Source organism: Kitasatospora sp. NPDC023120, assembly GCF_055560835.1.
The window spans coordinates 1-24,050 of the sequence record NZ_JBVHHY010000054.1 but is presented as its reverse complement, the minus strand read 5'-3'; the positions used below and the strand labels follow the sequence as shown (position 1 = coordinate 24,050).

At 71.2% G+C, this 24,050-nt stretch carries 32 protein-coding genes and 3 pseudogenes; 18 read left to right on the top strand and 17 right to left on the bottom strand.

Annotation, left to right across the window (positions count from 1 at the left end; genetic code table 11):
* Positions 1-327, top strand: a pseudogene (locus ACZ3TI_RS39415) (hypothetical protein); the annotation flags it as partial.
* Between the two features lie 73 nt (positions 328-400).
* On the opposite strand, the gene ACZ3TI_RS39410 reads toward ACZ3TI_RS39415, so the two are convergent.
* The 4 genes from ACZ3TI_RS39410 to ACZ3TI_RS39395 all read right to left on the bottom strand — a co-directional run bounded on the left by ACZ3TI_RS39410 (position 401) and on the right by ACZ3TI_RS39395 (position 3,231).
* A complete protein-coding gene (locus ACZ3TI_RS39410; protein WP_465735178.1) occupies positions 401-805 on the bottom strand; it encodes a peptidase inhibitor family I36 protein in 405 nt (134 codons plus the stop codon).
* 770 nt (positions 806-1,575) lie between these two features.
* Positions 1,576-1,794, bottom strand: a complete 219-nt coding sequence (locus ACZ3TI_RS39405) for a hypothetical protein (RefSeq protein ID WP_465735176.1) — start codon at positions 1,792-1,794, stop codon at positions 1,576-1,578.
* 119 nt (positions 1,795-1,913) lie between these two features.
* Positions 1,914-2,663 (bottom strand): hypothetical protein, encoded by a 750-nt coding sequence (locus tag ACZ3TI_RS39400; protein WP_465735174.1) that lies wholly within the window; start codon positions 2,661-2,663, stop codon positions 1,914-1,916.
* Between the two features lie 133 nt (positions 2,664-2,796).
* Positions 2,797-3,231 carry a hypothetical protein gene (locus ACZ3TI_RS39395; protein ID WP_465735172.1) on the bottom strand — a complete coding sequence of 145 codons (435 nt, stop codon included), beginning with the start codon at positions 3,229-3,231 and terminating at the stop codon, positions 2,797-2,799.
* Between the two features lie 205 nt (positions 3,232-3,436).
* Between ACZ3TI_RS39395 and ACZ3TI_RS39390 the strand changes: the two genes are divergently transcribed.
* Positions 3,437-5,281 (top strand): zeta toxin family protein, encoded by a 1,845-nt coding sequence (locus ACZ3TI_RS39390; RefSeq protein WP_465735170.1) that lies wholly within the window; start codon positions 3,437-3,439, stop codon positions 5,279-5,281.
* Here ACZ3TI_RS39390 and ACZ3TI_RS39385 read toward each other — a convergent pair.
* Positions 5,245-5,547 carry a hypothetical protein gene (locus tag ACZ3TI_RS39385; protein WP_465735168.1) on the bottom strand — a complete coding sequence of 101 codons (303 nt, stop codon included), beginning with the start codon at positions 5,545-5,547 and terminating at the stop codon, positions 5,245-5,247. The genes ACZ3TI_RS39390 and ACZ3TI_RS39385 overlap by 37 nt on opposite strands.
* 138 nt (positions 5,548-5,685) lie before the next feature.
* Between ACZ3TI_RS39385 and ACZ3TI_RS39380 the strand changes: the two genes are divergently transcribed.
* Positions 5,686-7,341, top strand: a complete 1,656-nt coding sequence (locus ACZ3TI_RS39380; protein WP_465735166.1) for a hypothetical protein — start codon at positions 5,686-5,688, stop codon at positions 7,339-7,341.
* A gap of 326 nt (positions 7,342-7,667) precedes the next feature.
* Here ACZ3TI_RS39380 and ACZ3TI_RS39375 read toward each other — a convergent pair whose 3' ends face one another.
* The 3 genes from ACZ3TI_RS39375 to ACZ3TI_RS39365 form a co-directional block, all read right to left on the bottom strand.
* Positions 7,668-8,369: a GIY-YIG nuclease family protein gene (locus ACZ3TI_RS39375; RefSeq protein WP_465735164.1), complete on the bottom strand. Its 702-nt coding sequence runs from the start codon at positions 8,367-8,369 to the stop codon at positions 7,668-7,670.
* Between the two features lie 464 nt (positions 8,370-8,833).
* Entirely contained in the window at positions 8,834-9,073 is a 240-nt protein-coding gene (locus ACZ3TI_RS39370; RefSeq protein ID WP_465735162.1) for a hypothetical protein, read from the bottom strand.
* Between the two features lie 211 nt (positions 9,074-9,284).
* Positions 9,285-10,347, bottom strand: a protein-coding gene (locus ACZ3TI_RS39365) for an IS630 family transposase (protein WP_465735160.1) whose coding sequence is annotated in 2 segments (ribosomal slippage) — positions 9,285-9,842 and positions 9,844-10,347 — 1,062 coding nt in all. Because the reading frame shifts where the segments join, the coding sequence is not laid out codon by codon here.
* Between ACZ3TI_RS39365 and ACZ3TI_RS39360 the strand changes: the two genes are divergently transcribed.
* From ACZ3TI_RS39360 to ACZ3TI_RS39350, 3 genes are all read left to right on the top strand, one after another.
* Complete coding sequence (locus ACZ3TI_RS39360; protein ID WP_465735182.1) at positions 10,238-10,636, top strand: hypothetical protein; 399 nt, start codon at positions 10,238-10,240, stop codon at positions 10,634-10,636. The genes ACZ3TI_RS39365 and ACZ3TI_RS39360 overlap by 110 nt on opposite strands.
* The gene (locus ACZ3TI_RS39355; RefSeq protein ID WP_465735158.1) at positions 10,633-11,058 is read left to right on the top strand and encodes a hypothetical protein; all 426 of its coding nucleotides are present in this window, start codon (positions 10,633-10,635) and stop codon (positions 11,056-11,058) included. The genes ACZ3TI_RS39360 and ACZ3TI_RS39355 overlap by 4 nt, the downstream gene beginning before the upstream one ends.
* 220 nt (positions 11,059-11,278) lie before the next feature.
* Positions 11,279-11,695, top strand: a complete 417-nt coding sequence (locus ACZ3TI_RS39350; protein ID WP_465735156.1) for a hypothetical protein — start codon at positions 11,279-11,281, stop codon at positions 11,693-11,695.
* A 558-nt stretch (positions 11,696-12,253) separates the two neighbouring features.
* Here ACZ3TI_RS39350 and ACZ3TI_RS39345 read toward each other — a convergent pair.
* The 4 genes and pseudogenes from ACZ3TI_RS39345 to ACZ3TI_RS39330 all read right to left on the bottom strand — a co-directional run bounded on the left by ACZ3TI_RS39345 (position 12,254) and on the right by ACZ3TI_RS39330 (position 13,365).
* Positions 12,254-12,391, bottom strand: a complete 138-nt coding sequence (locus ACZ3TI_RS39345) for a hypothetical protein (protein ID WP_465735188.1) — start codon at positions 12,389-12,391, stop codon at positions 12,254-12,256.
* A gap of 115 nt (positions 12,392-12,506) precedes the next feature.
* Positions 12,507-12,788, bottom strand: a pseudogene (locus ACZ3TI_RS39340) (phytanoyl-CoA dioxygenase family protein); the annotation flags it as partial.
* A complete protein-coding gene (locus ACZ3TI_RS39335; RefSeq protein WP_465735154.1) occupies positions 12,785-12,961 on the bottom strand; it encodes a hypothetical protein in 177 nt (58 codons plus the stop codon). The pseudogene ACZ3TI_RS39340 and the gene ACZ3TI_RS39335, both read right to left, overlap by 4 nt.
* 254 nt (positions 12,962-13,215) lie before the next feature.
* A complete protein-coding gene (locus tag ACZ3TI_RS39330; protein ID WP_465735152.1) occupies positions 13,216-13,365 on the bottom strand; it encodes a hypothetical protein in 150 nt (49 codons plus the stop codon).
* Positions 13,366-13,480: 115 nt separating this feature from the next.
* Here ACZ3TI_RS39330 and ACZ3TI_RS39325 point away from each other — a divergent pair, with 115 nt between their 5' ends.
* The gene (locus ACZ3TI_RS39325; protein WP_465735150.1) at positions 13,481-13,648 is read left to right on the top strand and encodes a hypothetical protein; all 168 of its coding nucleotides are present in this window, start codon (positions 13,481-13,483) and stop codon (positions 13,646-13,648) included.
* Positions 13,649-13,978: 330 nt separating this feature from the next.
* Here the strand turns inward: ACZ3TI_RS39325 and ACZ3TI_RS39320 are convergent, their stop codons facing one another.
* A complete protein-coding gene (locus ACZ3TI_RS39320) occupies positions 13,979-14,113 on the bottom strand; it encodes a hypothetical protein (RefSeq protein WP_465735148.1) in 135 nt (44 codons plus the stop codon).
* A gap of 174 nt (positions 14,114-14,287) precedes the next feature.
* On the opposite strand from ACZ3TI_RS39320, the gene ACZ3TI_RS39315 reads away from it, so the two are divergent.
* Both ACZ3TI_RS39315 and ACZ3TI_RS39310 read left to right on the top strand, forming a co-directional pair.
* Complete coding sequence (locus ACZ3TI_RS39315; RefSeq protein ID WP_465735146.1) at positions 14,288-14,680, top strand: hypothetical protein; 393 nt, start codon at positions 14,288-14,290, stop codon at positions 14,678-14,680.
* A 125-nt stretch (positions 14,681-14,805) separates the two neighbouring features.
* Positions 14,806-15,081, top strand: a complete 276-nt coding sequence (locus ACZ3TI_RS39310; protein WP_465735144.1) for an HU family DNA-binding protein — start codon at positions 14,806-14,808, stop codon at positions 15,079-15,081.
* A gap of 474 nt (positions 15,082-15,555) precedes the next feature.
* On the opposite strand, the gene ACZ3TI_RS39305 is transcribed toward ACZ3TI_RS39310, so the two are convergent.
* Positions 15,556-16,155 (bottom strand): hypothetical protein, encoded by a 600-nt coding sequence (locus ACZ3TI_RS39305; RefSeq protein ID WP_465735142.1) that lies wholly within the window; start codon positions 16,153-16,155, stop codon positions 15,556-15,558.
* A 39-nt stretch (positions 16,156-16,194) separates the two neighbouring features.
* On the bottom strand, positions 16,195-16,596 hold the full coding sequence (locus tag ACZ3TI_RS39300; RefSeq protein WP_465735180.1) for an Lsr2 family DNA-binding protein: 402 nt from the start codon (positions 16,594-16,596) through the stop codon (positions 16,195-16,197).
* A gap of 233 nt (positions 16,597-16,829) precedes the next feature.
* Between ACZ3TI_RS39300 and ACZ3TI_RS39295 the strand changes: the two genes are divergently transcribed.
* The 8 genes and pseudogenes from ACZ3TI_RS39295 (at position 16,830) to ACZ3TI_RS39260 (ending at position 20,313) form a co-directional block, all read left to right on the top strand.
* The gene (locus ACZ3TI_RS39295; RefSeq protein WP_465735140.1) at positions 16,830-17,318 is read left to right on the top strand and encodes a hypothetical protein; all 489 of its coding nucleotides are present in this window, start codon (positions 16,830-16,832) and stop codon (positions 17,316-17,318) included.
* A gap of 320 nt (positions 17,319-17,638) precedes the next feature.
* Positions 17,639-17,764 carry a hypothetical protein gene (locus ACZ3TI_RS39290; protein ID WP_465735138.1) on the top strand — a complete coding sequence of 42 codons (126 nt, stop codon included), beginning with the start codon at positions 17,639-17,641 and terminating at the stop codon, positions 17,762-17,764.
* 109 nt (positions 17,765-17,873) lie between these two features.
* Complete coding sequence (locus ACZ3TI_RS39285; RefSeq protein ID WP_465735136.1) at positions 17,874-18,275, top strand: Lsr2 family DNA-binding protein; 402 nt, start codon at positions 17,874-17,876, stop codon at positions 18,273-18,275.
* Positions 18,276-18,277: 2 nt separating this feature from the next.
* Positions 18,278-18,808 carry a hypothetical protein gene (locus ACZ3TI_RS39280; RefSeq protein ID WP_465735134.1) on the top strand — a complete coding sequence of 177 codons (531 nt, stop codon included), beginning with the start codon at positions 18,278-18,280 and terminating at the stop codon, positions 18,806-18,808.
* A gap of 27 nt (positions 18,809-18,835) precedes the next feature.
* A complete protein-coding gene (locus ACZ3TI_RS39275; protein ID WP_465735132.1) occupies positions 18,836-19,135 on the top strand; it encodes a hypothetical protein in 300 nt (99 codons plus the stop codon).
* Positions 19,135-19,359: pseudogene (locus ACZ3TI_RS39270) on the top strand (GGDEF domain-containing protein); the annotation flags it as partial. The gene ACZ3TI_RS39275 and the pseudogene ACZ3TI_RS39270, both read left to right, overlap by 1 nt.
* Positions 19,360-19,555: 196 nt before the next feature.
* On the top strand, positions 19,556-19,780 hold the full coding sequence (locus ACZ3TI_RS39265; protein ID WP_465735186.1) for a hypothetical protein: 225 nt from the start codon (positions 19,556-19,558) through the stop codon (positions 19,778-19,780).
* A 20-nt stretch (positions 19,781-19,800) separates the two neighbouring features.
* Positions 19,801-20,313, top strand: a complete 513-nt coding sequence (locus ACZ3TI_RS39260) for a hypothetical protein (RefSeq protein ID WP_465735184.1) — start codon at positions 19,801-19,803, stop codon at positions 20,311-20,313.
* A 104-nt stretch (positions 20,314-20,417) separates the two neighbouring features.
* Here ACZ3TI_RS39260 and ACZ3TI_RS39255 read toward each other — a convergent pair whose 3' ends face one another.
* Positions 20,418-21,110 (bottom strand): hypothetical protein, encoded by a 693-nt coding sequence (locus ACZ3TI_RS39255; protein ID WP_465735130.1) that lies wholly within the window; start codon positions 21,108-21,110, stop codon positions 20,418-20,420.
* A 534-nt stretch (positions 21,111-21,644) separates the two neighbouring features.
* Positions 21,645-22,688 (bottom strand): hypothetical protein, encoded by a 1,044-nt coding sequence (locus tag ACZ3TI_RS39250; protein ID WP_465735128.1) that lies wholly within the window; start codon positions 22,686-22,688, stop codon positions 21,645-21,647.
* 179 nt (positions 22,689-22,867) lie between these two features.
* Here ACZ3TI_RS39250 and ACZ3TI_RS39245 point away from each other — a divergent pair, with 179 nt between their 5' ends.
* Entirely contained in the window at positions 22,868-23,626 is a 759-nt protein-coding gene (locus ACZ3TI_RS39245; protein ID WP_465735126.1) for an AbrB/MazE/SpoVT family DNA-binding domain-containing protein, read from the top strand.
* Positions 23,627-24,050 lie beyond the last annotated feature (424 nt).

The window sequence follows — 24,050 nt, the reverse complement described above, 5'->3', positions numbered from 1 at the left end:
GACGTGTACCGCGACCTGCTGCCAGCTGAACCCGGCTACCTACAGAGCCGATCGAACGCACTCGACAGCGACCGTTGGCGGCACCAGATGACCGCTGGCGGCTGGTTCGCCGACGTCGCCGTCGAGGTCATCGAATGGCACCAGACACTGACCGCGCACACCGCTCGTGAGCTGTGGTCGACATTTCCGAACATCGCCGAGCTCGCCCCACCCGCCCGCGAGCAGTTCCTGACCCGGCTCGCCGAGCTCATCGAAAACGAGCACGGCGGCACAGTCGATGACCCACGTCTGACGGCCGTCTACACCGCGGCCCGCACCACGACGTGATCGATCGACCAGCACCAGCATCGACCGGCCGGCTCGACGCCCACCAGCAAGATCACGATCTACGGCTGGAGTACTAGGCACCGCAGGGCGTGTCGTTGATCTTCAACGAGTGCGTGACGTCGTTGAGCTGGTACGAGCGCAGGTCATGGATCGAGCCACCGTCACTTCCCACACACACGTGCCGGCCGAAGTAGTTGTCCTTCTGATAGACCCGCGCCGTCCGGCCCGAGTTGTTGATCACCGAGCTTCCCGCCCCACGGATGTAGTCCGGCAGATGCCGAACACTCCCGTCGACGGCCCGCTTGACGTACGGCTGCCCCACAAAGTCGATCTCCGGGTAGATACACACGAACCCACGCGGGCACGCGATCTTGTCCCGGTGCTGCGCCGGCACGGCCTCAGCAGGCGCGGCACCGGCCAGCACCGTGGCAAGGACCACGGCCCCACTGGCAAACCCCAACGACGTACGGACACGCATGCTCCGCATGTGATTTCCCTTCGGTAGTCCTCGTGCGGCTCGGCGGTGGCCTGGTGCCAAGCGTCGCTGTGCGGCAGGCGAGGCAGAGTAGGAACGGCCTCGAAGGACCTGTCCAGCCGAATCGTTTCGGCATGCGGCCGGGATTCGGGATTCACACGAAGGAGTTATCCGAGGGGCGCTCCCTTTCGAAGACAGCACCAGCCGCACCGGCCTGACACCGGTGGAGCGATGGGTGCGGAATCGGCCGGACCGGTCGGTGCTCGGCGGCAATGTGCCCGGCCACTCCCCAGGGGCCGTCCGGGAGCGGTGCGGTCCAGCCGACCGATTGTCCGTGGTGGAGCAACTGGTGGACGCCGTTAGCCTGCGGGTCGTCCCAGGAAGCCGGCAGCCAGCCCTCACCGAACGTCAGGTCCAGGTCGTCCAGGCGGTCCGACTCGCCGAAGCGAACCGTCGGATCGGTGCACTCGGCGGGGCGCAGCGCCCCGAAGGCCTCCGCCTGCTGGTCAGTCGGCGCGGCCGGGGCTGGCACTGGAACCACTACAAGATCTCCGGCCCGCAGCGCCGCCGCCCGGTGAACACGCGGTCAGCGAGGGATGCGCCCGCCGCGCCACGACGTCGCAGGAACGCGCGGTCGGCGACCGCGCGCTGGGCGCCTGCCTTGCCCGGTTCAGCGCCCGGGTACCACGCAGGTGGCCGGGGTCTTCTACTTTTGGGCCCGGTTTATGAAACCGCCGCAGGTCAGAGGCCTGCGGCGGGACGGCCGGGGCCGGTCAGATCTGCCGGTCCGGGTCGGAGAAGGTCAGGCCGCCGGGCGAGAGGCGGCGGCGGGCGGGCGGGGCGGGTACGGCAACGGTTTCGCCGGGGGGCTGGCGGAAGTCGGCGCCCTGCTCGACCGGCAGCAGCCGGCGCCCACCGGACTGGGCGGGAAGGGGCGCGTTGGCGGCAGGGTCGGAGAAGGCGGGCAGCGAGAGGCTGCGGCGGTCGGTCATGATCTCCAGTCTCGCAGCCCCGGCGGGCAAAGGAGGCCAAAGCGCTGCTAGATCTTCGGCGACTTGGGGGCGATGGACGGCTGGTAGCGGCCGAACCGCGTCCCTGCGGGGGCCCGGCGTCAGGCTGGCTGCGTCTCACGGGTGCACAGGTGAGCGGTGGGGCAGGTCGGGCAGCCGCGGACGTCGACCAGGTCGGCGACGGCGTCGAAGAGTTCCTGGGCGCGCTCGACGGAGCCGACACCCTTGAAGCCGGCGTACTCCTCGGCGGTGCCGGTGGTGCCCTCGGCCAGGTGGGCGCGCAGGTAGGCGAGCGCGGCGAACTTCTCGGCGCCCAGGGTCTGCGGGTCGCCGGGGATGCACGTCTTGGGGACGAGGTCGCTGGGGATGTCGCCGCCGAACAGCCACGGGTCGCCGGGCTTGGTGGGCTTGCCGACGACCACGCGCAGCACGGTGTCGTCCTCGCCGTTCGGCTCGACCAGCAGCATGCCGTTGGCGTGGAGCTCGTGGACCGCGTTGCGCACGTCCACCACCCCGGCCGCGCCGCCGAGCATGGCCGCGAGTTCGCCGGCGGGCAGGTTCCCGACGCTGCCGTCCGTGTGGCGCAGCCGCAGGGCGCCGCCGTCGATGGCCATGTCCAGCCACGCGGCCTGCACCGGGATCTTCGGCCCGTAGACGGGGCGCAGCCGGGCCAGGCGGTGCATCAGGTCGAGGGCTTGCGCGGAGAGGGTGGGGTCGGCGGCGGCCTGCTCGGGGTTGAGGCCGGGGGCCGGTGTCATCCACCGGTCGTAGCCGGGCGGCTGGAGCTGCTGGAGGGTGTACTGGGCGGCGACCCGCTCCCGGCGCGGCTTGCCCGGCTTCTTGCGTCCCACGGTGGTGTCCTCCCAGCTCAGCGTGCGGTGACCGAGCCATTGAACACCGACCGCGGTCGACCGATTCCCCCGGGTAGCAGCACGGAGTCGGCCGAGGCCGAGGCAGGCGGACCGGCTTCCGAAGCGGGGTTCGTCACTGGGATGGGTCGCCCGGGTGGGTGCGGTCGAACCACTGGATGAACTCATAAACGGTGCCGATCCGGGCGACGCGTTCGTGGAGAGCCTTCTGGTCGTGGCCGGGGACGAACCAGCCGGTAGTGGTGGTCTCCCCGCACCCGCAGGCGCAGGCCTTCACGTCGTGGGCGGAGTCGATGTAGGTGACGGGGTTGCGCACGGTGGCCGAGACCGGGGAGGGCTGGCCGACGTAGGCGTCGTGGATGGGGTGGCCAGCGGACAGGACGGTGCCCTCGATGGCCCGGCGGCTGCCGGTGACCTGGACGAGCCGGTCGATCTTGACCGCCTGGCGGACAACGCCGTCGGCGGCGAGCAGCAGGAAGCGCTCGCGGTCGGCCCTGGCCCCAAGAACCCATGCGCCGCGGCCGGCCTCGTAGGTCTGCTCGTCGCTCATCCCCGGTTCCCAGCCGATGTGGCTGCGCCCGAGGGGATCGTCCGCTTTCGCCGCGGCCCGAGGACCCAGCTTGATGTGGATCATCCATCCTCCCGATACCTAGGTCTGCTTGGCCCCAAGGGTATTCGATATGCTTCCCCCAGAGCGCGGATAGTTGCTACTCCTTACCGGCTCATCTATCAACTATTTGGGGTGGATCGGAGCAGTGGTGGAGCAATGGGAGGGCGCCCCGGCGGCCTTGTCGGACGCCGAGATCAGCCGGGTCCTGAGCGGGGTGATCCTTCCGGCCTGGGCCGGTGGTGCGGTGCCGCGGGAGAAGCCGGTGGCGCTGCTCGTGGCAGGTCCGCCCGGCAGCGGGAAGACCACCCTCGGCGACCTGTTGATGCCGGTCCTCGGTCAGCGCGGCGGCGCGGTGCGTGTCGGCGCCGACCTCTACAAGGCGACGCACCGGCACTATGAGGCGCTGCTCGCGCAGGACGTGCGCACCGCTGGTGTCCTCGTCCGGCCTGAAACCCGCCGCTGGCAGGCTGCCGTGGAGGAACACGTGCGTGCCCGCCGTCTGGACGCGCTCGTGGAGACCGCCCTCGCCGACCCCGGCGAGGCCCGTGCCCAGGCGCAGGCGTACCGGGCGGCCGGGCACCGGATCGAGGTGGTCGCCGTGGCGTGCGCCCTGGCGTGGAGTCAGCTGGGCATGCTGGAGCGCTACCTCGGCGACGGCGACGGGGCCGGGCGGTACGTGTCGTGGGCCAACCACGACGAGTGCGCCCGCCAGCTGGCCCGCACCCTGGAGGTGCTGGAGCAAGAGCACCTGGTCGACCGGATCACGGTGGTCCGGCGCGGCCTGGAATCCCTGTACCGCAACGAGCTCGTCGACGGAACGTGGGCGCGGCCGCCCGGCGCGGCTCGGGCGGTGGAGGCCGAGCGGGCCAGGTGGTGGGACGCGGCGGAGACCGCGTCCTTTCGCCGGTCCCTGGCGGGTGCCGAGCGCGCCTTGGTGCGGGCGGAAACCCGGCTGCCCGCCGACCAGGTGCTGGCCGTAACACGGGACGCGGAGCGGTGCGCGGCGCTGGCCGAGCCGGTGCGGCGCACCGCCCAGCCGATCGCCGAGCCGCCCGGCGTCGACTACCACCGGCTGTCTGCCGACGAACACGAGTGGACCTTCCAGAACCTGATCGTCCCGGACCTCGGGGAGATCGTGGCGCAGGAGCGGCCCGTCGTCGTGTACGTGATGGGGGCGCCCGGCGCGGGCAAGACCCAGGCGACGATGATGGTGCGCCGGGCGCTGCGCGATCGGCGTCCGGTGTGGATCTCCGGCGGGATGTTCAAGGCGGCCCACCCGGACTACTTCCGGCTGCTGCGCGAGCACCCGCGCACCGCCTCCGCCCGGATCCGCACCGACTACAAGGCCTGGCAGGCCCGGGCCGAGAAGTTGGTGCGGGAGCGGCGCGCGGATGCCGTGATCGAGATCGCCCCCGGCAGTGCGAGCGCCTTCCTCGACGACGCCGCCGCCTGGCGCCGGGCCGGGTACCGCATCGAGTTGCTGGTGCTGGACGTCCGCGCGGCCGACAGCCGCCAGGGCACCGCCCTGCGCTACGCCGAGGTCAGCCGGGGCGGCACCCGCCCGGGCCGGTTCACCACCGCGAGCGGGCACAACCGGTGCCTGGCCGCCGTGCTGGAGTGCGTCCAGGCCGTCGAGGAGCAGCGCCTAGTCGACCACCTCAGCGTGGTGCGGCGCGACGGCACCGCCGTCTTCCGCAACGCGCTCGGCGTCGACGGCCGGTGGAGTGGTCTGGCCGGTGCCGCACTCGCTACCCGGGCGGGGCAGGTGCGGCCCTACGGCGAGCAGGAGGCCCGCCAGTTCCTCGCCCGCCAACGCGAGCTGCGCGCGGCGTTGCCGCAGTACCGGCGGGAGGTCGACGCGATCACCCGCCTCGCCTGGCCGTTGCTGCCGCCCTCGCTCCAGCCCGGCCTCCTCGCCTTCGCCCCGCCCGTGGCGCTCCCGGCGCCGCGCTCCTACTCGCCGGTGATCTCGCTGAGCTTGGCGTCGTAGTCGGCCTCGAGCCGCTCCAGCTCCCGGCTGCTCGCTTCCGGCAGGTCGCGCAGCGCCTTGGTGCAGGCGGCGCGCTCGGCCAGCAGCCGCTCGACGCGGTCGGGGTCGGGCGCGGGGCGCCGGCGCTCGGCGTGGATCTGCTCGGTGTACCAGGCCGCCACCTGCTCAATCTTCTCTCCGATCCGGTGGAAAGCGCCGGCATCCCCGATGCCGTCCGGCCTGCCCGGATCGCCGGAGGTGTGGCCGGGGAGTTCATGGTCGTGCACGGGGAACCGCCTCGTTACTCGAAAGTGCGCAGGCCAGGGTGGCGCGGCGTGTCGCCGACTGACCCGGGCGATGTGCCGGATCCACGATGATGGGACCGGCCCGGATCACCGGGCCTGACGCAGCGCGGGGAGTCGCAGGTGGTAACGCAGGCCGAGACCGGCACGCAGCAGGAACGCGTCGTGGGACGGGTGTTCACGGTGCGCCTGGACCCGCACGGCCGCCCTACGGCCGGCACCGTCCGGCTGTCCTGCTCCGGAGCGGCCTGCGCCGATCAGCGCTTCCCCAGCACGGCCGAGGGGCGCAGGGCGGCGGTGGAGCACGTCAAGCTGCACGTCGCCCGCGTCCGTACGGGCGGGGGGCCGCGAGGTCACGCGTACTGCGCCTGTTTGGCCGGCGCCTGCGCGTGGCACGTCGCCGACCCGGATGCGAGCACCGGACGGCATGGCGGGACGCGGCTGGCGGCGGTAACGGGGGCGGTGCGGTGCGGCGGCCCGGTGGTTCTGGCGGTGTACGCGGACCGGGCGGGACGGCTGTGGCGGCTGGCGGAGACATGCGCGCGCTGCGCGGCCGCCACCCCGGGCTGCCGGGTGCTGGCCAGCGCCGTGCCCACGGCCCGGCCCGCGCCCGCCGCGGCAGACCAAGTAGGCGGGAAGCCGACTGCGCAGGAAGAGCGTGCGGGCGGCACGGTCGCGGCGCAGGGCGTGACGGCGGCGTTCTCCGACCGCATCCCCTCCCCCACGACCGAGCCGCATTCCCCCACCGCCGCACCGGCCGTGCCCGGTGCCCGCACCGCTGCATCGGCCGGAACGCCGCGGAGCCCGAAGCGGTGGGGGAAGATCGCACAGCGGATCGTGCCGTCCAACCTGCAGCCCGACTCCCTACGCGCAGAGCTCATCGAACTCGGCGACGCCTTCCGCGCCCACCAGAAGCGCCCCGAACCCGACCACGCTCTGCTCGCCGAGCTCCAGAAACGCAAGGCCCGCGCGTTCGACCTGTGGGCCGACGTCACCGGCGACGCCAACCTGCGCCTGGAGGCGCAGCGGGCCCGGCAGGCGGCGCAGACCGCACACGAGACCCACCGCAACCGCACCGCCTACGTGCCCGACGGCACCGACGGCCAGCGCGAGGTCGTGGTGGAAAGGTTGCTGACCCGTCAGCAGGCCGCCTGCGCCCGCACCGTGCTGGATTACGTCGCCGCCCACGCCCCGCACCACGACCCGCAGGTCCACCTCGCCGTCCTCATGCTCACCCTGCGCACCGCGCGCACCGGCACCGGGAACGTCACCGGCCAGGACCTCACCGGCTGGCTCGCAGACGACACCGAACGCGTCCTGGACCAACTGGTCGCCGCAAACTGGCTGCGCCTGCCCGGCACCGTCACCGAGGCCCTGGCCTCCCGGCCGGAGAGCCCCACCCTGGTCACCGTGCCCTCGCTGCTGCCCCGTGATCCGTACCCGTTCACCTTCGGCAAGTCCACCCGCCCGAAACTCTCCGGCTGGGCCCAGAAGACCGTCGGCGACCGCAAGCTCCGCAAGAAGCAGCGCGCCGCCACCCGGCTCCTCGCCCTGTACACCGCCGCCCACATCCACCCCGACGGCCGCCTCGGCCACCGCCAGGACGGCGGGATCCCGCTTCAGGCGGCCGCCGCGTTCTGCGCTCTCCCGGTCGACCAGCTCGGCGAGCACATCGACTTGCTGGTCGCCGCCGACTGGCTCACCGACACCGACACCGCCGACGGCCAGCTGCGCGGCCGCCTCGCCGAGCGCCTCTGGCCCCTGGGCGGGCTGCTGTAGACGCTACTCCCCGGCTTTTCACCGAGTCCGGGATTTCTGTGCCCGCCCCAGGACAAACGCGTTACCCGTGGGGGTAACGCGTGGTGGCCCACCGGACAGCCGGGCCACCGCGGGTTGAAGGCGCGTCCGGCCGAGGTGAGGAGCTGACCGAGGTGGGCGATCCGGTCAGCGTGCCGTGACAGCCTCCGCGGACCCAGGAAGTTCTGCGCAGAGATACTTTCAGCGGGCTGCGACCACGCACTCGGCTTCAGTCGGCAGCGGCCAGCTCGGGACCGGGCTTGCCGGTTCAGGCAGGCATCGGCGAAGCGGGGGCGCCCAATCCGCTGTCACCTGTGTCCTGGTCCCAGCCCAAGGCCAGACCCGATCCGAGCCGGCCAGAGCCTCAGACAAGGCGTGCGGGCCTTCTCATCCGGGACGATGGGCGGCGCGTTCACCTGCCGGCACGCAGCGGAGTGTGCAGCGTTGCCGCCCTCCCAGAACCGGCGGGGGTTGAGCTGGTAGGTGCCGCTCCGTGGGCTCGTCTTCAGGAGAATGTTGAGCCCGGCCAGGCGGGCGAGGGCGACCTTGACGGTCGTTGTGCTGGCGAGGATGTCAGGTGCCACTGCGTCGGGGGCAACCCGGATCGGAGTCTGTGCTCCACCGTGCTCGCGGATCCAGTCGATCGTGGCCCATTCGCCGCCGGTGAGAGCCAGTGTGTGGAGCGGGGGCCCTGCGTCCCGGTACCAGCCTGCCCGATCTTCATGCCCTGGCCCGGGTTCGTACGCTTCGACTGCCGCCGTGACTTCAACTACGGGGTCCTGGTCGCCGGAGTCGACCCACTCCCCGTGGATGCGGTTCCTGCTGAACTCCTTGTGGAGATACCGCTCCAGGCGCGGCCCTCGTGGATAGGTCGCGACGAGTAGCAGCCGGACCGGAGATCCCGCTTGAAGTGCTGCCAGTCGGCCTTCCGGATCGGTGCTGCGGCCGATCTTCGCGGTCCGGCTGCCTGCGGCAGTAATCAGGTAGACGAACTCCGCTGCTGGCTGCACGATCCCCCAATCGCCCTACGGTCTGGCTATCGCAGTCACCGTAGTACCGGGCGCTGACAGGCCCAGTGGGGTCAGCCGACCGCGCGCAGCCGGGTGCGGCCAGCCTTGGGCGGTGCGGCTCGGCGGCGGCCCAGCCGGCTACCGGCATCGACCCACTGTCTCCGGGGGCAACTGGACAGGCCGGACCGCCCACGGTCCGGCCTGTGCGGCAACGGGCCGACGGCGGGGCCGGCCACGGCCCTGACGGCGGATCCGGCGGCGCAGTCCAGGCGGCAGCGAAGGATGGGTCCAGCGCATCCGGGCGCTGGCCAGGGTGCGGTAGCGGAGCACGCCGCGCCCAGCCACCCGGTCTGCTGTCGACCGCAACGTCGTTGTGGGTGCCGCCCGGGCCCGGCTGGGGCGGCAGGGCACCCGGGTCACCGACGACGTGGGGAGATCGAATGGTCCGGCGATCAGCCAGAGGATCAGGACGGTGGCGTTGCGCACGCTGTGCTTGGTCTTGCCTGTGAGGACGGCGACGACCAGGCCGCGGGGTGCAGGGTGACGTCGCCGGTGAGCAGTCCGGCTGGGTCCTGGCTCCGGCTGGCGTCGTGGAAGCCGGTGAGCACCAGGGCCTTGTCCCGGTCGCTGGCCAGGGTGTCGGGGCAGGCGCGGGCGATGGTGCGCAGGCCGTTGTCGGCGCCTCGGACCGGGAAACGGGACACCCCGGCTACCCGCGACCTACTCTGCGGCTGGTGTCTGAGCTAGGACATCGGGGCCGTAAAACAGGGTCCATGCGGTGCGGGGGGCGTCCTCGGCCCAGGCGCGGCCAGCTGCCAGCAGGCCGCTCCACGCCGCCCGCTCAGTCGTCGGGGGTGATGTTGACTTCGTCGCACCAGTACTGAAGTTGAATTCGTGATGTCGGTCTGAGGGTGGTCAGCCGTCCGTGATCAGGCCGGTAGTGGCGAGGCATCCGTCGATGAGGTGGGGGCGGTACTGGATCTGCTTGAGGCTGCGCTTGACGGCTCGGGCGAGTTGGTCGAGGTTGGCGGCGGCGAGGCTGCCGATGGTGCGCTTGACCAGCGACCAGATGCCCTCTTGCGGGTTCAGGTCCGGTGCGTACGACGGGAGTTGGAAGACGGTCAGCCAGTCCTTGCTCGCCTGGATGAACTCCTGCATCGGCGGCATCAGGTGGGCACGCAGGTTGTCCCACACGAGCACGATCGGACCGCGGAGCTGGATGTGCGCGCGGATGAGCAGATCCCGGTAATCCTGCCAGGTCAGGCCCTTCTTCTCGCCCTTGCGGCCGCGGTAGACGTGGAAGCTGTAGAACATCCGGGACCGCTGACCGGGCTTGTAGCAGCTCAGCCCCGCCATGGAGACCCGGCCGGCTCCCCGGCCGCGCACCCGCACGACCGGGGTGCAGCCGAGCCTGCCCCAGGTCCTGGCACGCGGCGGCCTCATCGACTGCCCGGCTTCGTCCTCAAAACGAGCCAGGCCCCGCGGGCCGCCGCGGTGCTTTTACCCGCGGCCACGTGTCCTTCTTCCACAGCTCAACCGCCGCATCGTCGCGCTCGATGGCCCGGCGGGCCGGCTGCTGCCAGGACCAGCCGTGCCGCTTGAGCAGGGCCCAGGTGCCCTCCACGGTGTAGGAGACGTGGAACAGTCGGCCGATCAGCGTCTTCACCCTCGCCAGCGTCCACCGCTGATCCGACCAGCCGTGAACAAGCGGACCGCGCTCCAACTCCCGTTCCAGCCTGGCGATCTGCTTCTCGCTGAGCCTCGGACGACCGGGCGATCCCTTCGACAGGACCCCGGCCTCTCCATGCTCACGCCACTGCCGGCGCCACCGCTCCACCGACCGCTCGCTGACCCGCAACGCGGCAGCAATCTCCCGGTTCTTCTCCCCGCCCTCGAAGCGTTCCACGGCCTGCAGCCGGATCCGCTCCCGCGCGGCCCTCCCGGCGTCGGTCAACCCACCGCCCTGCGCGTACCTCATAGCCCAGGGCTACCGGAGCCGAGCGGTCGCTGTCAGGCGAACGGCTCCGACATCACCCAATCAAGTTCAGTACCGGTTCTCCAGCCGGAACGATCTTCGTGAGACCATCATTCACGAGGAGCTGTACCAAGGCTGGTTCGAACGGCCGCAGACCTACGTCAGGAAGCACCACCCCAAGCCGTCGGAGGCCCGGAACGCCGCCCACCTCGCCCAGACGGACAAGTTCCATGAGATTGTCCAGAGGTACATGAACATCCGTGGGTGGAACGGGAGCGGGAAGAGGAAATGATCTACCGCGCACTCGACTACCAGCTGACCTGCAGCAAGTGCGGTCATGACGTGACGGGCTCGCGGGGCCAGCAGATCGTGTACGAGAAGTTCGGCTGGTTCGACGAATGGCAGTGCGAGAACTGCGGTCTGGTCAGTGACGACTACGGCGACGGGCCCGGGCCGGAGGACGTCAGGCAAGGACTGCTGGCGACGTTCGGAGGATTCCGGCCCCGGCTCGTGGAAGGCCGGGACGGGACCGTCGCGGCGGCCCGCCACCTGCGGGAGATCCTCGACTACAGCCCGGCCGAGGCGATCGGCAGGCTGAAGGCAGCGAAGGCCGGGGAACCCCTCGGAACCGCCGTCGAAGTCGAAGCCCTCGTGCAGGCACTTCGCCGGGACGGATACGCCTACGAGACGGTCGCCGCCGGATCGGAGGACTGAGCAACCGGATCCGCCGCGCGGCGGGGAGCACACCGCTCCCCGCCGCGTGGCGCATGTGCTTGTGGCGCTCCGGTCACACGCACCAGCCGTCCCGTGGTGACGGTCTGTCACAGCATGGTAAAGGTGCCCCGTGAACTGGAATGATCCGGCTTGTCAAAGGCTTGGATCTTGAGCAGGTGGGGGCACCTTTCACGTGCACGATAGCGAGTGGAGCCGGGGCTTGGCCGTGTCGGCAGACGGGCGAGGCCAGGTCGGACATGTCGGCGGGGTGCACCTGCGGCTGTTGGCGGAGCGGACCGGTCTGACCGCCGCGCTCTCGGGCGCGCTCGCGCGGCGCGGGTTCCACCCGCTGCACGACCGGGGCCAGGTCCTGGTCGATCTGGCGGTGGCGATCACGCTCGGCGCGGTCTGCATCCGGGACGTCCGCCTGCTGGAGCACCAGCGGCCGGTCTTCGGTCCCACCGCCTCGTTCCCCACCGTGTGGCGGGCGCTGAGAGAAACCGATGCCTCGCGCTGCGGCGGATCGAGCGGGCCCGGGCCACGGTCCGGCGCCACGTTTACGCCCTGCTGCGGGACCGGCCCGAGGGCTTCCCCGAGGTGGAGATCGACGGGGTGCCGCTTCGCGGGTGGACGGTGATCGACAGCGACGGGACGCTGATCAACGCACCCTCCGACAAGCAAGGCGCACGCGGGACCTACAAGGGCACCTTCGGGCACCACGTGTTCGTCGCCACCTGCGACAACACCGGCGAACAGCTGGCCGCGGTGCTGCACGAGGGCGGTGTCAGCGCCAACGACGCGGCCGTGAACATCGACATCCTCACCCGGGCGGTCGCCCAACTGCCCTGGTGGAGACGGCAGAAGATCCTCTTCCGGGTGGACGGGGCCGGGTTCTCCCACGACCTCCTGGACTGGATCGGCCAGACGTACTTCTGGCTGTCGGAACCCCTGAAGCAATCCAGGCCCCGACGTCCGGATGACCACAGCCCAGCACTGAGGGCGCACTCCTACGGGAGTGCGCCCTCTCGCCGCAAGAGGCAGACACTCAGGTGCGGGTCACGACGCCGCCACGGGCCGCCTCGCGTTCGCGAGCCGCCTGGTCCCGCAGCCCTCGCAGCGCCCTGCGGGCAGCGGTCGTGTCTCCTGCAGCCTCTGATCCTGGGTTCACCAAGTACATGCCCGGGGCGTCGCACGGTCAGGGCTGGGTCAGTGCGAACGCCTTCTCGGTGACCCGCAGCGGGGCGTCCGCAGGGCCCTTGATGTAGGGACCGCGCCAGAGGATCTTGTGGGCGCCCTGGCTCGGGTACCACTGGCGCACCTTGTGCATGCGCACCGGGAAGCGGTGCTGGTAGGCCCTGGTGGTGGCGCCCTCGTCCTTGTTCCGTCCCGATGCGGGCGCCGCTACTGGTGTTGGTGCCGGAGCGGTGAAGTAGGCGGCTGTCCATGAGGACGGCGCAGCCTGCGCGCAGCGGCACGGGGATGCTGGTCTCGGGTGTGAAGCCGACGGCCTGGTCGGCCCGGCCTCGCCCGCTGCCGGTCTCCGGTTCCTTCTCCACCGGCAGGTAGCCGGCGCAGTGCAAGTCCGGGGCTACCTCGAGGCACCCGTTGGCCACGGTGGCGTCGGTGATGGCCAGCCAGGCCGAGACCGACCGCTCGGGATCCAGCTCCAGCCGGTGGTCGATGCCGTCCTGGTGCCAGGGGATCTCGAAGGACCTGTCTGGCCACTTCACGACGAGGAACGTGTTCTCCACGGCGACGTCCGGCCCAAGGACTGGACGGCGGCGAGCAGGTTCGGGGAGCGGACGGCGGAGGTGGCCCAGTCCTCGGTCAGGTCGGGGTTGCGGACGATCTCCCGGTCGCGGTGGGCGGGCGGGCCCCGCGGCCGCGCGCCGCGCCGGGACACGACCACTCGATGGGCGAGCTCATGCCGCGTCGGCCGAGGATCCCGTCAAGCTGAGTGAGCACGGCTTCCTCCGTGGATCGGGCACGAGCAGGCTGGCCAGCCGGCTGCGGGGTGGGTGGCGTGGGCCGGGACGTCGTCGGGATCGAGGGCGATCGGTCCGGTGTCGTGGGACCGGGTGCCGTCGGCGGCGAGGCGGTACGTGCGGATAGTCAGGCCCGGCCGACGTTGCTCGAGCGGGACGAAGTCCTCTCCGGTCACCGCGACCGCTGGCCGCGCAGCTCGCAAGGCAACCGGGCCCGCCGCAAGGCGCGGGCGTGGTTCGGGACGCGGACCACCGTCCTGCCGTCGACCGTCACCACCAGGTCGTGGCCGGGGTGTCGAGGATGCGGTCTGCTCACGGGCATGGCGGTGCTCCAGCGCGTCGCGGGGTTGGTCGCCGCCCGGGGCGTCCACGGTGCCGCACCTGGTCGGTTCCTCTCCTAAGCACCGCCTCTTCCACCACACTTGGGAGTACCCACGATGCCCGCCGTTGTGCAGAACGCCGCCCTCATCGCCGCGGCCACCACCTCCTGGTACGCCCTTGCGGTCACTGCGACGGCCCTGACCGCCGTCGCCGCACGGAGCGAGGCCCGCCGCCGAGATGCCCGAGAAGTGCTCAAGGTTCTCGTGCGACGCAACGCGCGGTGACTCGCCCGATGACGAACTGGCCGCCGTTCTCGGGAAGGCGGAGAACGGCGGCTCGCGCACCGGGCCTCCAGGGCACAAACGCCGGTGAACCGCGGGAAGGGCGGGATCAAAACCTCCGACCTCGCCGCACCGCCCCGGACGGATGGCCTCGGTCTTCACCTCGTGGGCTCCCGGCTGCCGGCAGGGCAGCCGACCAGTCTGGTAGAGCACGCCGAGGTGGTCGAGCGGATGCCGAGTACACGCTGGCGGACGGTCAACCCCACTATCAAACCGGCACGCGCTTGGTGTGGACCGGTCACGGATTCGCTTGAAGCGGGCGGTTGGGAGGCCTCACGGGGCGACAACCGAGGCGGCGCGTTGGGCGAGTTCGGCTGCGCCGGGGATGCCTCGCTGTACGTAGAGCGCGAGGGTCAAGCGCATCGTCTCCAGTTCCTTGGTGGTGCGGCGGGAGTTGACGCCGACCATGAGATCCAGACTCTGGCTCCACAGCCCGCAGTAGGACAGCCCCTGCTGGCGAGGAATCGGCGGTAACTCATGGCGCCTACCCCGAATGGGCGATGCGCACAGAAACCATTTCGCGATCGGCGTCGTTCGGCAGAGGCAACCCACTCCGGCGGACTTCGAAGGGACGACCCGCACGTGATCGTGAAGGCTTCCGCCACGACAGCCGCTCTTGTCTTCCTCGCCGTGTCGATGGCCCCGCCCGCCGGCGCCGCGCAGCGCTCCTCTGACGCCTGCACCCACAACTTCTACGCCACCAACACCACGCGCCCGGACGTGTGTATCGAGATCCACGGGAAGGGGGCCTGGGCAGACCGGGTCGTCGCCCGCTGGGTCAATGGCAGTGGGCAGCTCGACCGGTGGGGCGTACTGCACGAGGGGGGAGGCAAGTCCGTCCACGGTGATGTCCGGGCCCACGACGCCGGAAGGGACCTGGTGGCCGAGTGGCGCAACATCCGCCCAGAGAAGGGGAAGGCCTGCGTATCGTTCACCGGGATCGAGAGCTGGGCCTGCCAGGAAGTCATCCCGTAGCCCGCGCCCCGGACGAGCGGAAGCCGCCGCTCGTCGTAGTGGTGCACCGCCGCCCTGCACCGGTACGTCCATAGCGTCTGGCACCATACGGCAGAACCCGAGTTCCATGATCGAAAGTGGGCACGATGAACCGCACCGAACTGGTCACAGCTCTCGCCGACCGCGCCAACGTTGCGAAGACGGACGCCGACGCGGTCCTCTCGGCGTTCGCCGAGATCGCCGGCGAGATCGTCATGAAGGGTGACGAGAAGCTCCTGATCCCCGGTTTCCTGACGCTGGAGCGCACTCACCGCGCCGCCCGCACGGCCCGCAACCCGCAGACCGGCGAGCCGATCGAGATCCCGGCCGGCTACGGCGCCAAGGCCACGGCCGGCTCCAAGCTCAAGGCCGCCGTCAAGTGAGCCTCGCGGCCCGGGCACCATTGGGCGCCCGGGCCACCGGGCCCAACTCCCCCCTTCCCGTACCCGAACGTCGACCGTGGTCGGCTCGGTCGGCGACTGCGTGAGCCGCGTGGCGGCCCGCGAGAACTGACCCGCGCTCGGTCACGGCCACGCTCGTACGGGGTTCGCGCCCGCGCGGCTACGCCCCGCTGGTCGCCAAGCGCCAGCGCCGCCGCTCGGCCGCCATCCGCGCGATCTGAACACCGAACACTCCCGAGACCGCTCCGCAGGGCGGACCCACCCACTGCAGCACCGGGTTCGCCGACACCGGAAGCCAGGCCGAACATCAGCTGCACGCCTTGACCGCCGACGAAGCTGCGCCGGGCGGGCACGGGGTGGTGATGCCGCGCTGACGGTCTTCGCCGCCGAGCGGGCCGCTTTGCCGCCGACCGCGCTGCCCAACAGTGAAATGGGCGTCTGCGGCTTCTCCGGGGCCTACCCCACCGCCCCCTCGAACGACACCGGCACATAGTTGAACCCCGGGCTTACCTGAACAACCACATCGCTCAGATCCGAGGGCGCCACGGAGAACCCGAACTTCGCCGTCTGAGAATGCCCAGGCAACACCGACCCCGAGAACCCCGATCCGATGTCCTGCGCACTGTCGAATATCGAATTGGCCTGGTTCCCCGCCGACCCGGCTGTCACCCTGACCTGCGCCAATGTGAGATCGATCTGTTCACTGGCCCGGTTCGTGATGGTCACTGTGACGAGAATCCCGGTCTGGCCGGGATGGGTTCCGGCTGCCGTGTCGGAAGGGGCGAACCTGGTGGGAGTCGGCACCTGGACATTGAGTCCGTTGTCGTAGGCATAGCCGCCGGATCCGAAGTGTTGGACGCTCGGTGTCGGTGTCGGTGTGGGCGTCGGGGCTGGTGTGGGAGACGAGGGGCTGCTCGGACTGGGGCTCGGGGCCGTTGCGCTCGGCGGGCTGCTGGTCGGGGCGGCAGCATGGGTGCTGCCACAGCCGCCGGCCACGAGGATGGCAGCCGCAGCCGCCGCTAGAGCAAGCCCTTTTCGTCTGATCAGGATCGTCATGATGACGCCTCGATCCTGCTTTGGGTTCTCATCTCGTCGTCACCCCGCGCGGCCCGGATAGCGGTGAGTCCCCGCAGCGAGCGGGGGCTGACGTGTTGAATGCGCCTGGTTGTATGCGTCAATGATGTGGCTCGGGACACGGCCCTTGTCGGCAACCGGGTAGCCAACGCGGCGTGCCCACGCGCGGACCTGAGCTGATGTCGCTCCATTCCCTGCCACGCGCGGTGACCCGCCTGTATTCCCACCCGTGCCGCGAACTGCCCGGACGATCCGGTTTTTCGCACCGTGCTCGATCGCCTCCGCCGGGTTCGCTACCCGGTAGGCGCCGTACTTGATCTGGTTGATCGGCTTCGGCGTGAGTGCCCATACGGGGTGTGTGGCCTTACGAAAGGACCTTCGTACCTTCTTCAACGGTTTCGGTGCGAAGAGCCGCCACAACATTCCCATGAGGCCCGTCACCTCCACAGATGGTGGGATTTCCCCCTTCAGCGTGCCACCTACGGGGTCGGCCAGCACGATTCCGACATGCTGCCAGTCACTCCGGTCGACGCCCTGGACCCAGTCTCGGCTGGGAGCTGCTCCTACCTGGCGACAGGGCCGGTCGATGACATAGGGCCTACAGGCATGACACAGGCCGGCGCTGGGTTCGGGCAGCTGCTGGCGAGCAGGGGGATATGAGCGAGCGGCGGCACCAGGAGCCAGCCGTCCCGGTCGGGAGGCCGAGGCGCGGCAACGCGCTGCGCGAGTCGGTGGAGCAGGTGCGCACCGCCGTCCTGGTGCTGGCCGAGCGCGTACGCGCCGCGCACCGCGGCCGGGTCTGGATCGCCCTGGGCTACTCGTCGTGGGGCGCGTACGCAGCCGGGGACCTCGGCGTCTCACGGTCGACGGCGTACCGGCTGCTGGACTTGGCGGCGGCCGCCGAGGCGATCGAGGAAGTCGTCGGCCGGGAGGCCGGGCCGGGGCTGTCCCACGCATGGGACAGCCCCCTGGTGCTGCCGGTGCGGGCGATGGTCGAGATCCGCGGGCGTCTGGCGGAACTCGCGGACCTGGTCGCCGAGCACCTGGCGCGGGCCTGCGCCGACGTCGGCGGCCGGCGGCTGGATCCGGGCCTAATCGGGGCTGCGGTCGCCGTGTCCGGCCGGACATCCGCGCTCCCACGGTAGCCGCCCCGGACCGGTCTGTAGGCCGATTCGGTCGGCATCATCGCGCCATCTCGTCCCGCCCCGGGGTGCCGTGCCGTCGACCGCGCGGGTGTGCGACCTACGATGGGCCGGTGTCCGACACCGATTTCCCCGCTGATCTGCTCGATCTCCAGCGACGACGCTGATACACCGCCGAGGCCGACTGGGCCACCGACGGAGACCCGCTCATCCTGGCCGCGCCCGGCCAGATCTGGGAGCTGCGCGACGACGTCGACCCCGACGACGCCCCCGCCCGCCGCCTGGCCATCCACCTGCGCCTGACCAGCCCGCCGACCGTCTACGTGTCCGACCCGGACGACCCGACGGGCGACGGCGAGATCGACGAGCTGCTCCTGGAGGTCCTGCACCTCTACACCCTGGCGTCCTGGGACACGCGCTTACTCGTCGCGCCGACCGCGATCGGCTGACCGATGCCCAGCGACACCGCCAACCCGGCCCGAGGACGAGCTGCAGGCCCTCGCCGCCCAGCACCCGCACACCGAGACCGGCGACGCGAGCTCGGCGTTCGGCACCGCCGTGGACGAGCTCCTCGCCTGGGCCGCCCAGCACCCGCAGGCCAAGGTCCAGCGCCTGGCTGACCAGGCCCGCCAGGCGCTGGAGAAGCTCGCCGCACAGCGCGAGGCCGACCAGGCCGTGGCCGCCTACGAGGCCAAGGTCGCCACCCTCAAGGCGCAGCTGGCGAAAGCGGAGCAGGCCCTGCGCGACGCCAAGGCCGGCAAGCCCACCACCGCGGCGCCGATCAACCCGGCCGCCGCGTCCGGCGGGTCCGAGCTGGCGCAGCCCGCCGACAAGGCCACCCGCGACATCATCCGCGTCTGGGCCAACCAGAACGGGCGCCCGGTCGCGGACCGCGGCGTCATCCCCCAGACGGTGCTGCGCGACTGGTACGCCGCGCACCCCGACACGCTCGCCGGCTGACCATGGCCGGACGCCCGACCGCTGGGCCGGGCCACCTCGCCGGTGCGGGACAGGTCACCCTGTCCCGCACCGGCGGCGGCGCCGGCCCCGACTGGGGCGCCTACGCCCTCCTCTACACCTCCCAGCCCCTCGCCGGCGGCGGCAGCGAGGCCGTGATCGGCTACTGCCCGCCCGACGCCGAACTGCTCGACCCTGCCTGGGGCCTGCACCAGCAGCGGCCCTACGGCCCGGCCGGCACCGCGACCCGGCCGCTCGGCGACTACGCCAGCGCCTCCACCCCGGCCCGCACGAAGAGCGAATCCCCGGCCGCCTACAGCCAGCGGATGGCGCTGTTCCTGCTGCGCATCGCCACCGCCACCCGGATCAACGCCTCCAGCCCGCACGCGATCGACCTGCCCTGGGCCACCTGGACGCTCGCCACCGAGCAGCACGCGGTGCTCGCCGTCGACCCGGACCACCCGCACCGCGGCTGGGCCGGCCACCACCAGGTCCGCGTCGGCCGCCTGATCGCCCTGCAGCCCAAGCAGCCCTGATCACCCGCCATCGAGGGGAGCACCGCCATGCCCGCCACCAGCGACCTGCCCGAGGCGATAGCCCGCACCCAGGCCAGCCTCGCCCGCTACCAGCACGCGCTCGGCCCCGGCCCGGACTCCGACCCGGCGATCGACGCCGCCTGGATCCTGCACCGCGACGTCGCCGCCCTGCTGCCCGCCGCCCTGGCACTGCTCGCCGAACGCGACGACCTCGCCCGGCGCCTGGAGACCGCGCGCCGCGACCCGCTCACCGGCTTGCCCACCCGCGCCGCCTTCACCACCGCCGCCGAGCAGCTGCTCCCACCGCCCAGTGGCCGGTGGTGCTGATGCTGGACCTGGTCGACTTCAAGACGGTCAACGACACCTACGGCCACGAGGCCGGCGACGCGGTCCTGGCCGCCGTCGGCCGCCGCCTCGCCGACTGGGCCGGGCCCGACGCCGCGTGCGGCCGGCTCGGCGGCGACGAGTTCACCGCCGTCCTCGACACCGACCCCGCCGACCTGCCCGAGCGGATCGCCAAGCTCCGCGCCTTGCTCGAGCAGCCCGTCGAGCACGACGGCCAGGTCCTCGCCGTCGGCTCCTCGATCGGCACCGCCACCCGTACCGGTCACCGGCCTCGGCCTGTCAGCGCTCCTGCGCGCCGCCGACCAGGCCATGTACGCCGACAAAGGCCGCGGCCGCCGAGGCCGCCGCCAGACCACCCCCACCCACACCCTCGCCGCCTAACACCGGGAAGGAACCCAGCCGATGGCCCGCGTGACCATGCCCATCACCCCCGTCCACGCCGACGGCACCCCCTGCACCCACCAGGTCAACCAGCGCACCGGCCTCCCCAAGGACCCGACCAGCGACTGCACCGGCCGCACCGGCTACGCCGCCACCGGCTCCGCCTGCGACGAGACCATCACCAAGCACCTCAAGCTCCTCGTCACCCCCGAGGTCACCAAGCACCTCCGCCAGCACGCCAACTGACCACCAGGAGGACCACCGCCATGACGGACACGACCGTCCCCACCGGCTTCACCACCCGCTACGGCCTGACGATCGCCTGCTGCGACGAGGACGGCGATGCCTACCTCGCCCTCGGCCACCACGACACCCGCAGCATGACCGCCGCCGCCAACCGCCTGCTGCGCACCGAACGCCTCGAGCGCTACCGGCCGATCGTCGGTGAGCTCCCGCGCCTCACCCACGAGTGGGGAACTCTCACCCAGCGACCGGCGGACGAGGACGGCGAAGGCGGCGGCTGGACCTTCGAGTTCATCGCTCCCGACGAGGCCGACGCCCGACCGGTCACCCTGCTCGACATCACCGGCCTGGGCGACGTCGAGCTCCTGGCCGCCCCCAGCCGCTGCCCCGACTGCGGGCGCCTGACCAACACCGCCCACTACATGCGGGTCGAGATGCGCGCCCTCGGCGCCCCGGCCCGCTCGGCCACGAGTGCCGCACCTGCGGCACCATCTGGCCCGGTATGCCCCGGTCCGCTCCGACTCCGGCCGCGGTAGCCTGATCGCCGCCATACCTCACGCAGCGGGCCCGCTCCCTCGGCATCAGTCGAAAGGGCGGGCCCTTTTGCGCTTCGGATGGACTCGCACTCAGCGCCGTCGAGTCAGCCGACGATCTCCGCGTCCACCGGAGCTGCCGCCACCGCCGCCGCAGCGGTCTTCTTGGCGGCCGCCAGGCGCTTGCTTAGACGCTGCAGCTCGACGTCGAGGTCCTCGAGGTGCCGATGAGCCGCAGCAGGGTCGGCCTCTACTGCGGACTTCAACGCGCGGGGGGCGAGTAGTGAGGACACCCGCTCTCGCAGGACAGCCGCAGAGCGGCCCAGGTCGCGCAACTGGGCCACACCTGGCTGCTCCTCGTTCCCGAGGTCAGAAATTTCTGACCCCTGTTCGCGGGAAGTGAGGTCAGAAATTTCTGACCCCGCCTTCTGCCCGGGGATGGATGGCGTCGTCAGCTCGGCGGCGAGCTCGACCAACCTGGATGCGGTGGGGCGCTTCTTGCCCTGCTCAGTGGCCTCGGCAACGGCGAGTTCGACGACGGTGCGGGCCGTCTTCAGGTCATGCGAGGCGATGACCGCGGCCACCGCCTTGCGGGCCGAGGCGCGGCTCAGGTACTGGGTGAGCTCGAGCCCCAGCTCGGCGACCGCCCGCGCCCGAACCGCGTCCTGCATCAGCTCGAAGATGTACTTCTCGTCCACGTCCAGGACCCCGGACGCCCACACAGCGAAGTTCGAGTGGCCAGCGACCACGTGCAGCTCTCGCTGCTGCGCGGTCTCCAGCAGGACGCCCTTGTTGAGCACGACGAATCCTCGGCCCGCCGCCCGAGACCGTCGATCTCGATCAGCCGCTCGGTGACATATTCGAGCTGCTCCTCGGGAGTGCCCGTGATGTCCTCGGCAGTGAGCACCCGGCCGCCCGCGAAGACGCTCGGCGTGCCCTGGGCGTCCACAATCGCCGGCAGTGCAGAGGAGGCAGCCTGCTGCTGCAGCTCAGCCGGAACCGCCGGGTCGACCGCAGAGTCCGGCGCCTAGATAACCCACGCCCGCGAGTACGTGCACCAGAACGAGCGCAGCGGCGGGCGCCAGGCCTCCGGTCCCTTGTCGCCCTTGCTGCGGTTGCTGGCGGCCGACACGGCGACGAGCTGGGGCTCGTTCAGGTCGCTGGGCGACCTGGTCGAGCGCCTCCAGCACTGCCGCGGTGACCGGGTCCGGCCCGGCCTGGACCCGGCAGCGCGAGGGTCGGGCCGGCACCGGCGGGCAGGACCTCGCCCTCCAGCGCCGGCCCGACCTCGATCGCATCGACAGTCATCGCAGGACTCTCCCCGCTCTCGTCGGTCATCGCCCGTCGTTGATCATGTCGTAAAGGCAGTTGTCGCAGGCCGCCTCGTCGTCGTCCGGGAGGAATTGCCCGCCGCACACAGTGCACTCCTCCAGGTTCGAGAAGATCTCGCGACAGTTGAAGCACAGGTCAGCCGGGTGGTCGGGGTCAGCGGCGGTGATCGCACCGCGGACCAGGGAGTGGTCCTCGCAGTTGGGACACCACTCAACCGGCTCGGCGCCGCCGCGACCCCTGTCCCATTCGTCGCGGCCCAACGCCTCGGACGCGTAGAACGCGGCCCACACATCAGGCTCCAGCGACTGGCGACAGTAAAGGCAGCGGATTTCCTCTTTATCCTTCTCCCCGACGACCAGGGCGAGCTGGTCGCAGCTCGGGCAGCAGAGGGTACGGGGCTTGAGCGGTTCCAGCTCGGGGCGCAGGCGTTGCATCCGCGCCTTCGCATAGCCCTTGATCGAGTCGAGCCCGAAGCGGATGAGGTCCAGCTCCCTGGCGATCGGGATGCGGGCGGTCGGGGTAAGCCGGGAAAGGAGTTCGCGGTCCACGAAGTGGATGAGGAAGGCCAGCACGTGAACGGCGTTGGCCTCGATCACATACCGGTTGACCTTCACGTCATGGGGTCGGCCGTAGTGCTGGAGCTGGTTGCGGAGCTTGGCGAGCTGCTTGAGCTTGGTCTTCTCCCCGTCGGTCATGGCGACCCCGGCGATGTCGGTCAGCCGGGTGAGGGTCTGCTCGACGGTGCAGCTCGTCAGGGTGCCGTCCTCCAGCTCACTGCGCTTGGCCTCGCCGGGGCTCTTGAAGACCAGACTCCAGTGCTCCTGCTCCAGGCGGTACTTGAGCAGGCACTCGACGGCGGCTTGCAGGTGCACCACCGCGTACTTCAGGTCCCTCCGGCTGACGGCCAAACCCGTGAGGTGCTCGACCACGCTGCCGAGGTAGTCCACCCCGTTCTCGACCGGGGTGTAGTGCACCTCCTCGTCGCGCTGGTCCTCCTCGGCACGCTCCGCTTCCTTGAGCGGTGCCGCCCCCTGCTCGTCTGGCATCTCCAGTCCCCATCTCTTGACCTGACCGACCGCTCGGTCGAAGGTCGTTCTGTTCTGGTTTATCGCATCGGATATCGCAGCTTATCCGACGCCATACCATCCGTGGGCCAAATCACGGAAGGGTGAGCACAACGGGATGATGCTCACTCAAGCCGACCTATGCGGCCTAGAATCCGGCCATGGACCAGAACACGGCCACGGCCACCATGACCGTGATCGGGCAGCGCGGCCGCCTGATCATCCCCGCCGCGCTGCAACGCGCCGCAGGCATCGGCGAGGGCACCCGGGTGGCTATCCGCGCCGCCGAGGACGGCACCCTCACCCTTGAGTCGATCTGGGCCGTAGCGGCCCGGCTGCGGCGCACCGTCGGCCCGCTGCTGCCACCGCAGGGCGAGGTGAGCGTCCGGTGGGGCGGGCGGCCTGGACTGCCGGACGCTGTCCGGCCCACCGACCCCCTGCTGCCGGCGGCGGCCGTGAAGAGCGCGATCGACCGCGTCACCGGCTACGCCGAGGCCGGCGGCACCGACCTGCTGGCGGTGCTGACCGCGGGCACGGTGCTGGCCTGGCTCGCCGAGGTGCCCGGCACCGGAGCAGGCAGCCCGCTGGCCGCCGTGCTGCCGTACGCGGTGCTGCCCGAACAGGCCGTCGGCCAGCTGGTCACCACCCTGGTCAAGGCCGGCGCCCGGGACCAGGTCGACACCGTGCTCAGCGACCTGCAGCTGCTCGGCCTCAAGCTGACCGCCCCGAGCGACGGACACGCCGACCTCGCCCACGACACCGCCACCGCGCTCGCGCTGGTCACCGACGCCGCCCGCGACGGGATCGAGCTCGACTTCACCGACGCGCTGTGCACCGCCGTCGCGCTGCGGCTCGGCCTGCTGCTGCTGGCCGCCGACAGCCAGCCGCGGCCCGCCGACCAGCACGAACCCGAGGAGTGACGGCCATCACCCGGGCCGGCAAGGCAGTCCAGCAGGGAAAGGACGAGGGCCATGAGCGTCACTGAACGCACCACTCCCTCCCCTTCTCCATGGGCAGGCTGGCGGATTGGGCACGAGCTGCTGAACGCAAGCGACGAGCGGGTGAGCGTCAGGCACCAAGCGGGTGTGATCGGGGAAAGCGGCGAGGGGTGTCAGCGGCCGCGGTGGTAGAACGCGGAGCCGGGGGCCGCTGACGTCGACCGGCTGCGGGTGGGAGAACAGAGTGGGCGGGGGCGGGCTCCTCCGCAGGCGGCGGCCGAACGGGCCGTCCTCCCAGGCAGGCTCGCGCCTAGCTTGACTCTGTCGGGGATCTTGGTGTTCGGCTGCGGGTGATCATGGTGGTGCGTCAGTCTCGCGGGTGCTGATGATCGCGAGATGTCCGAGG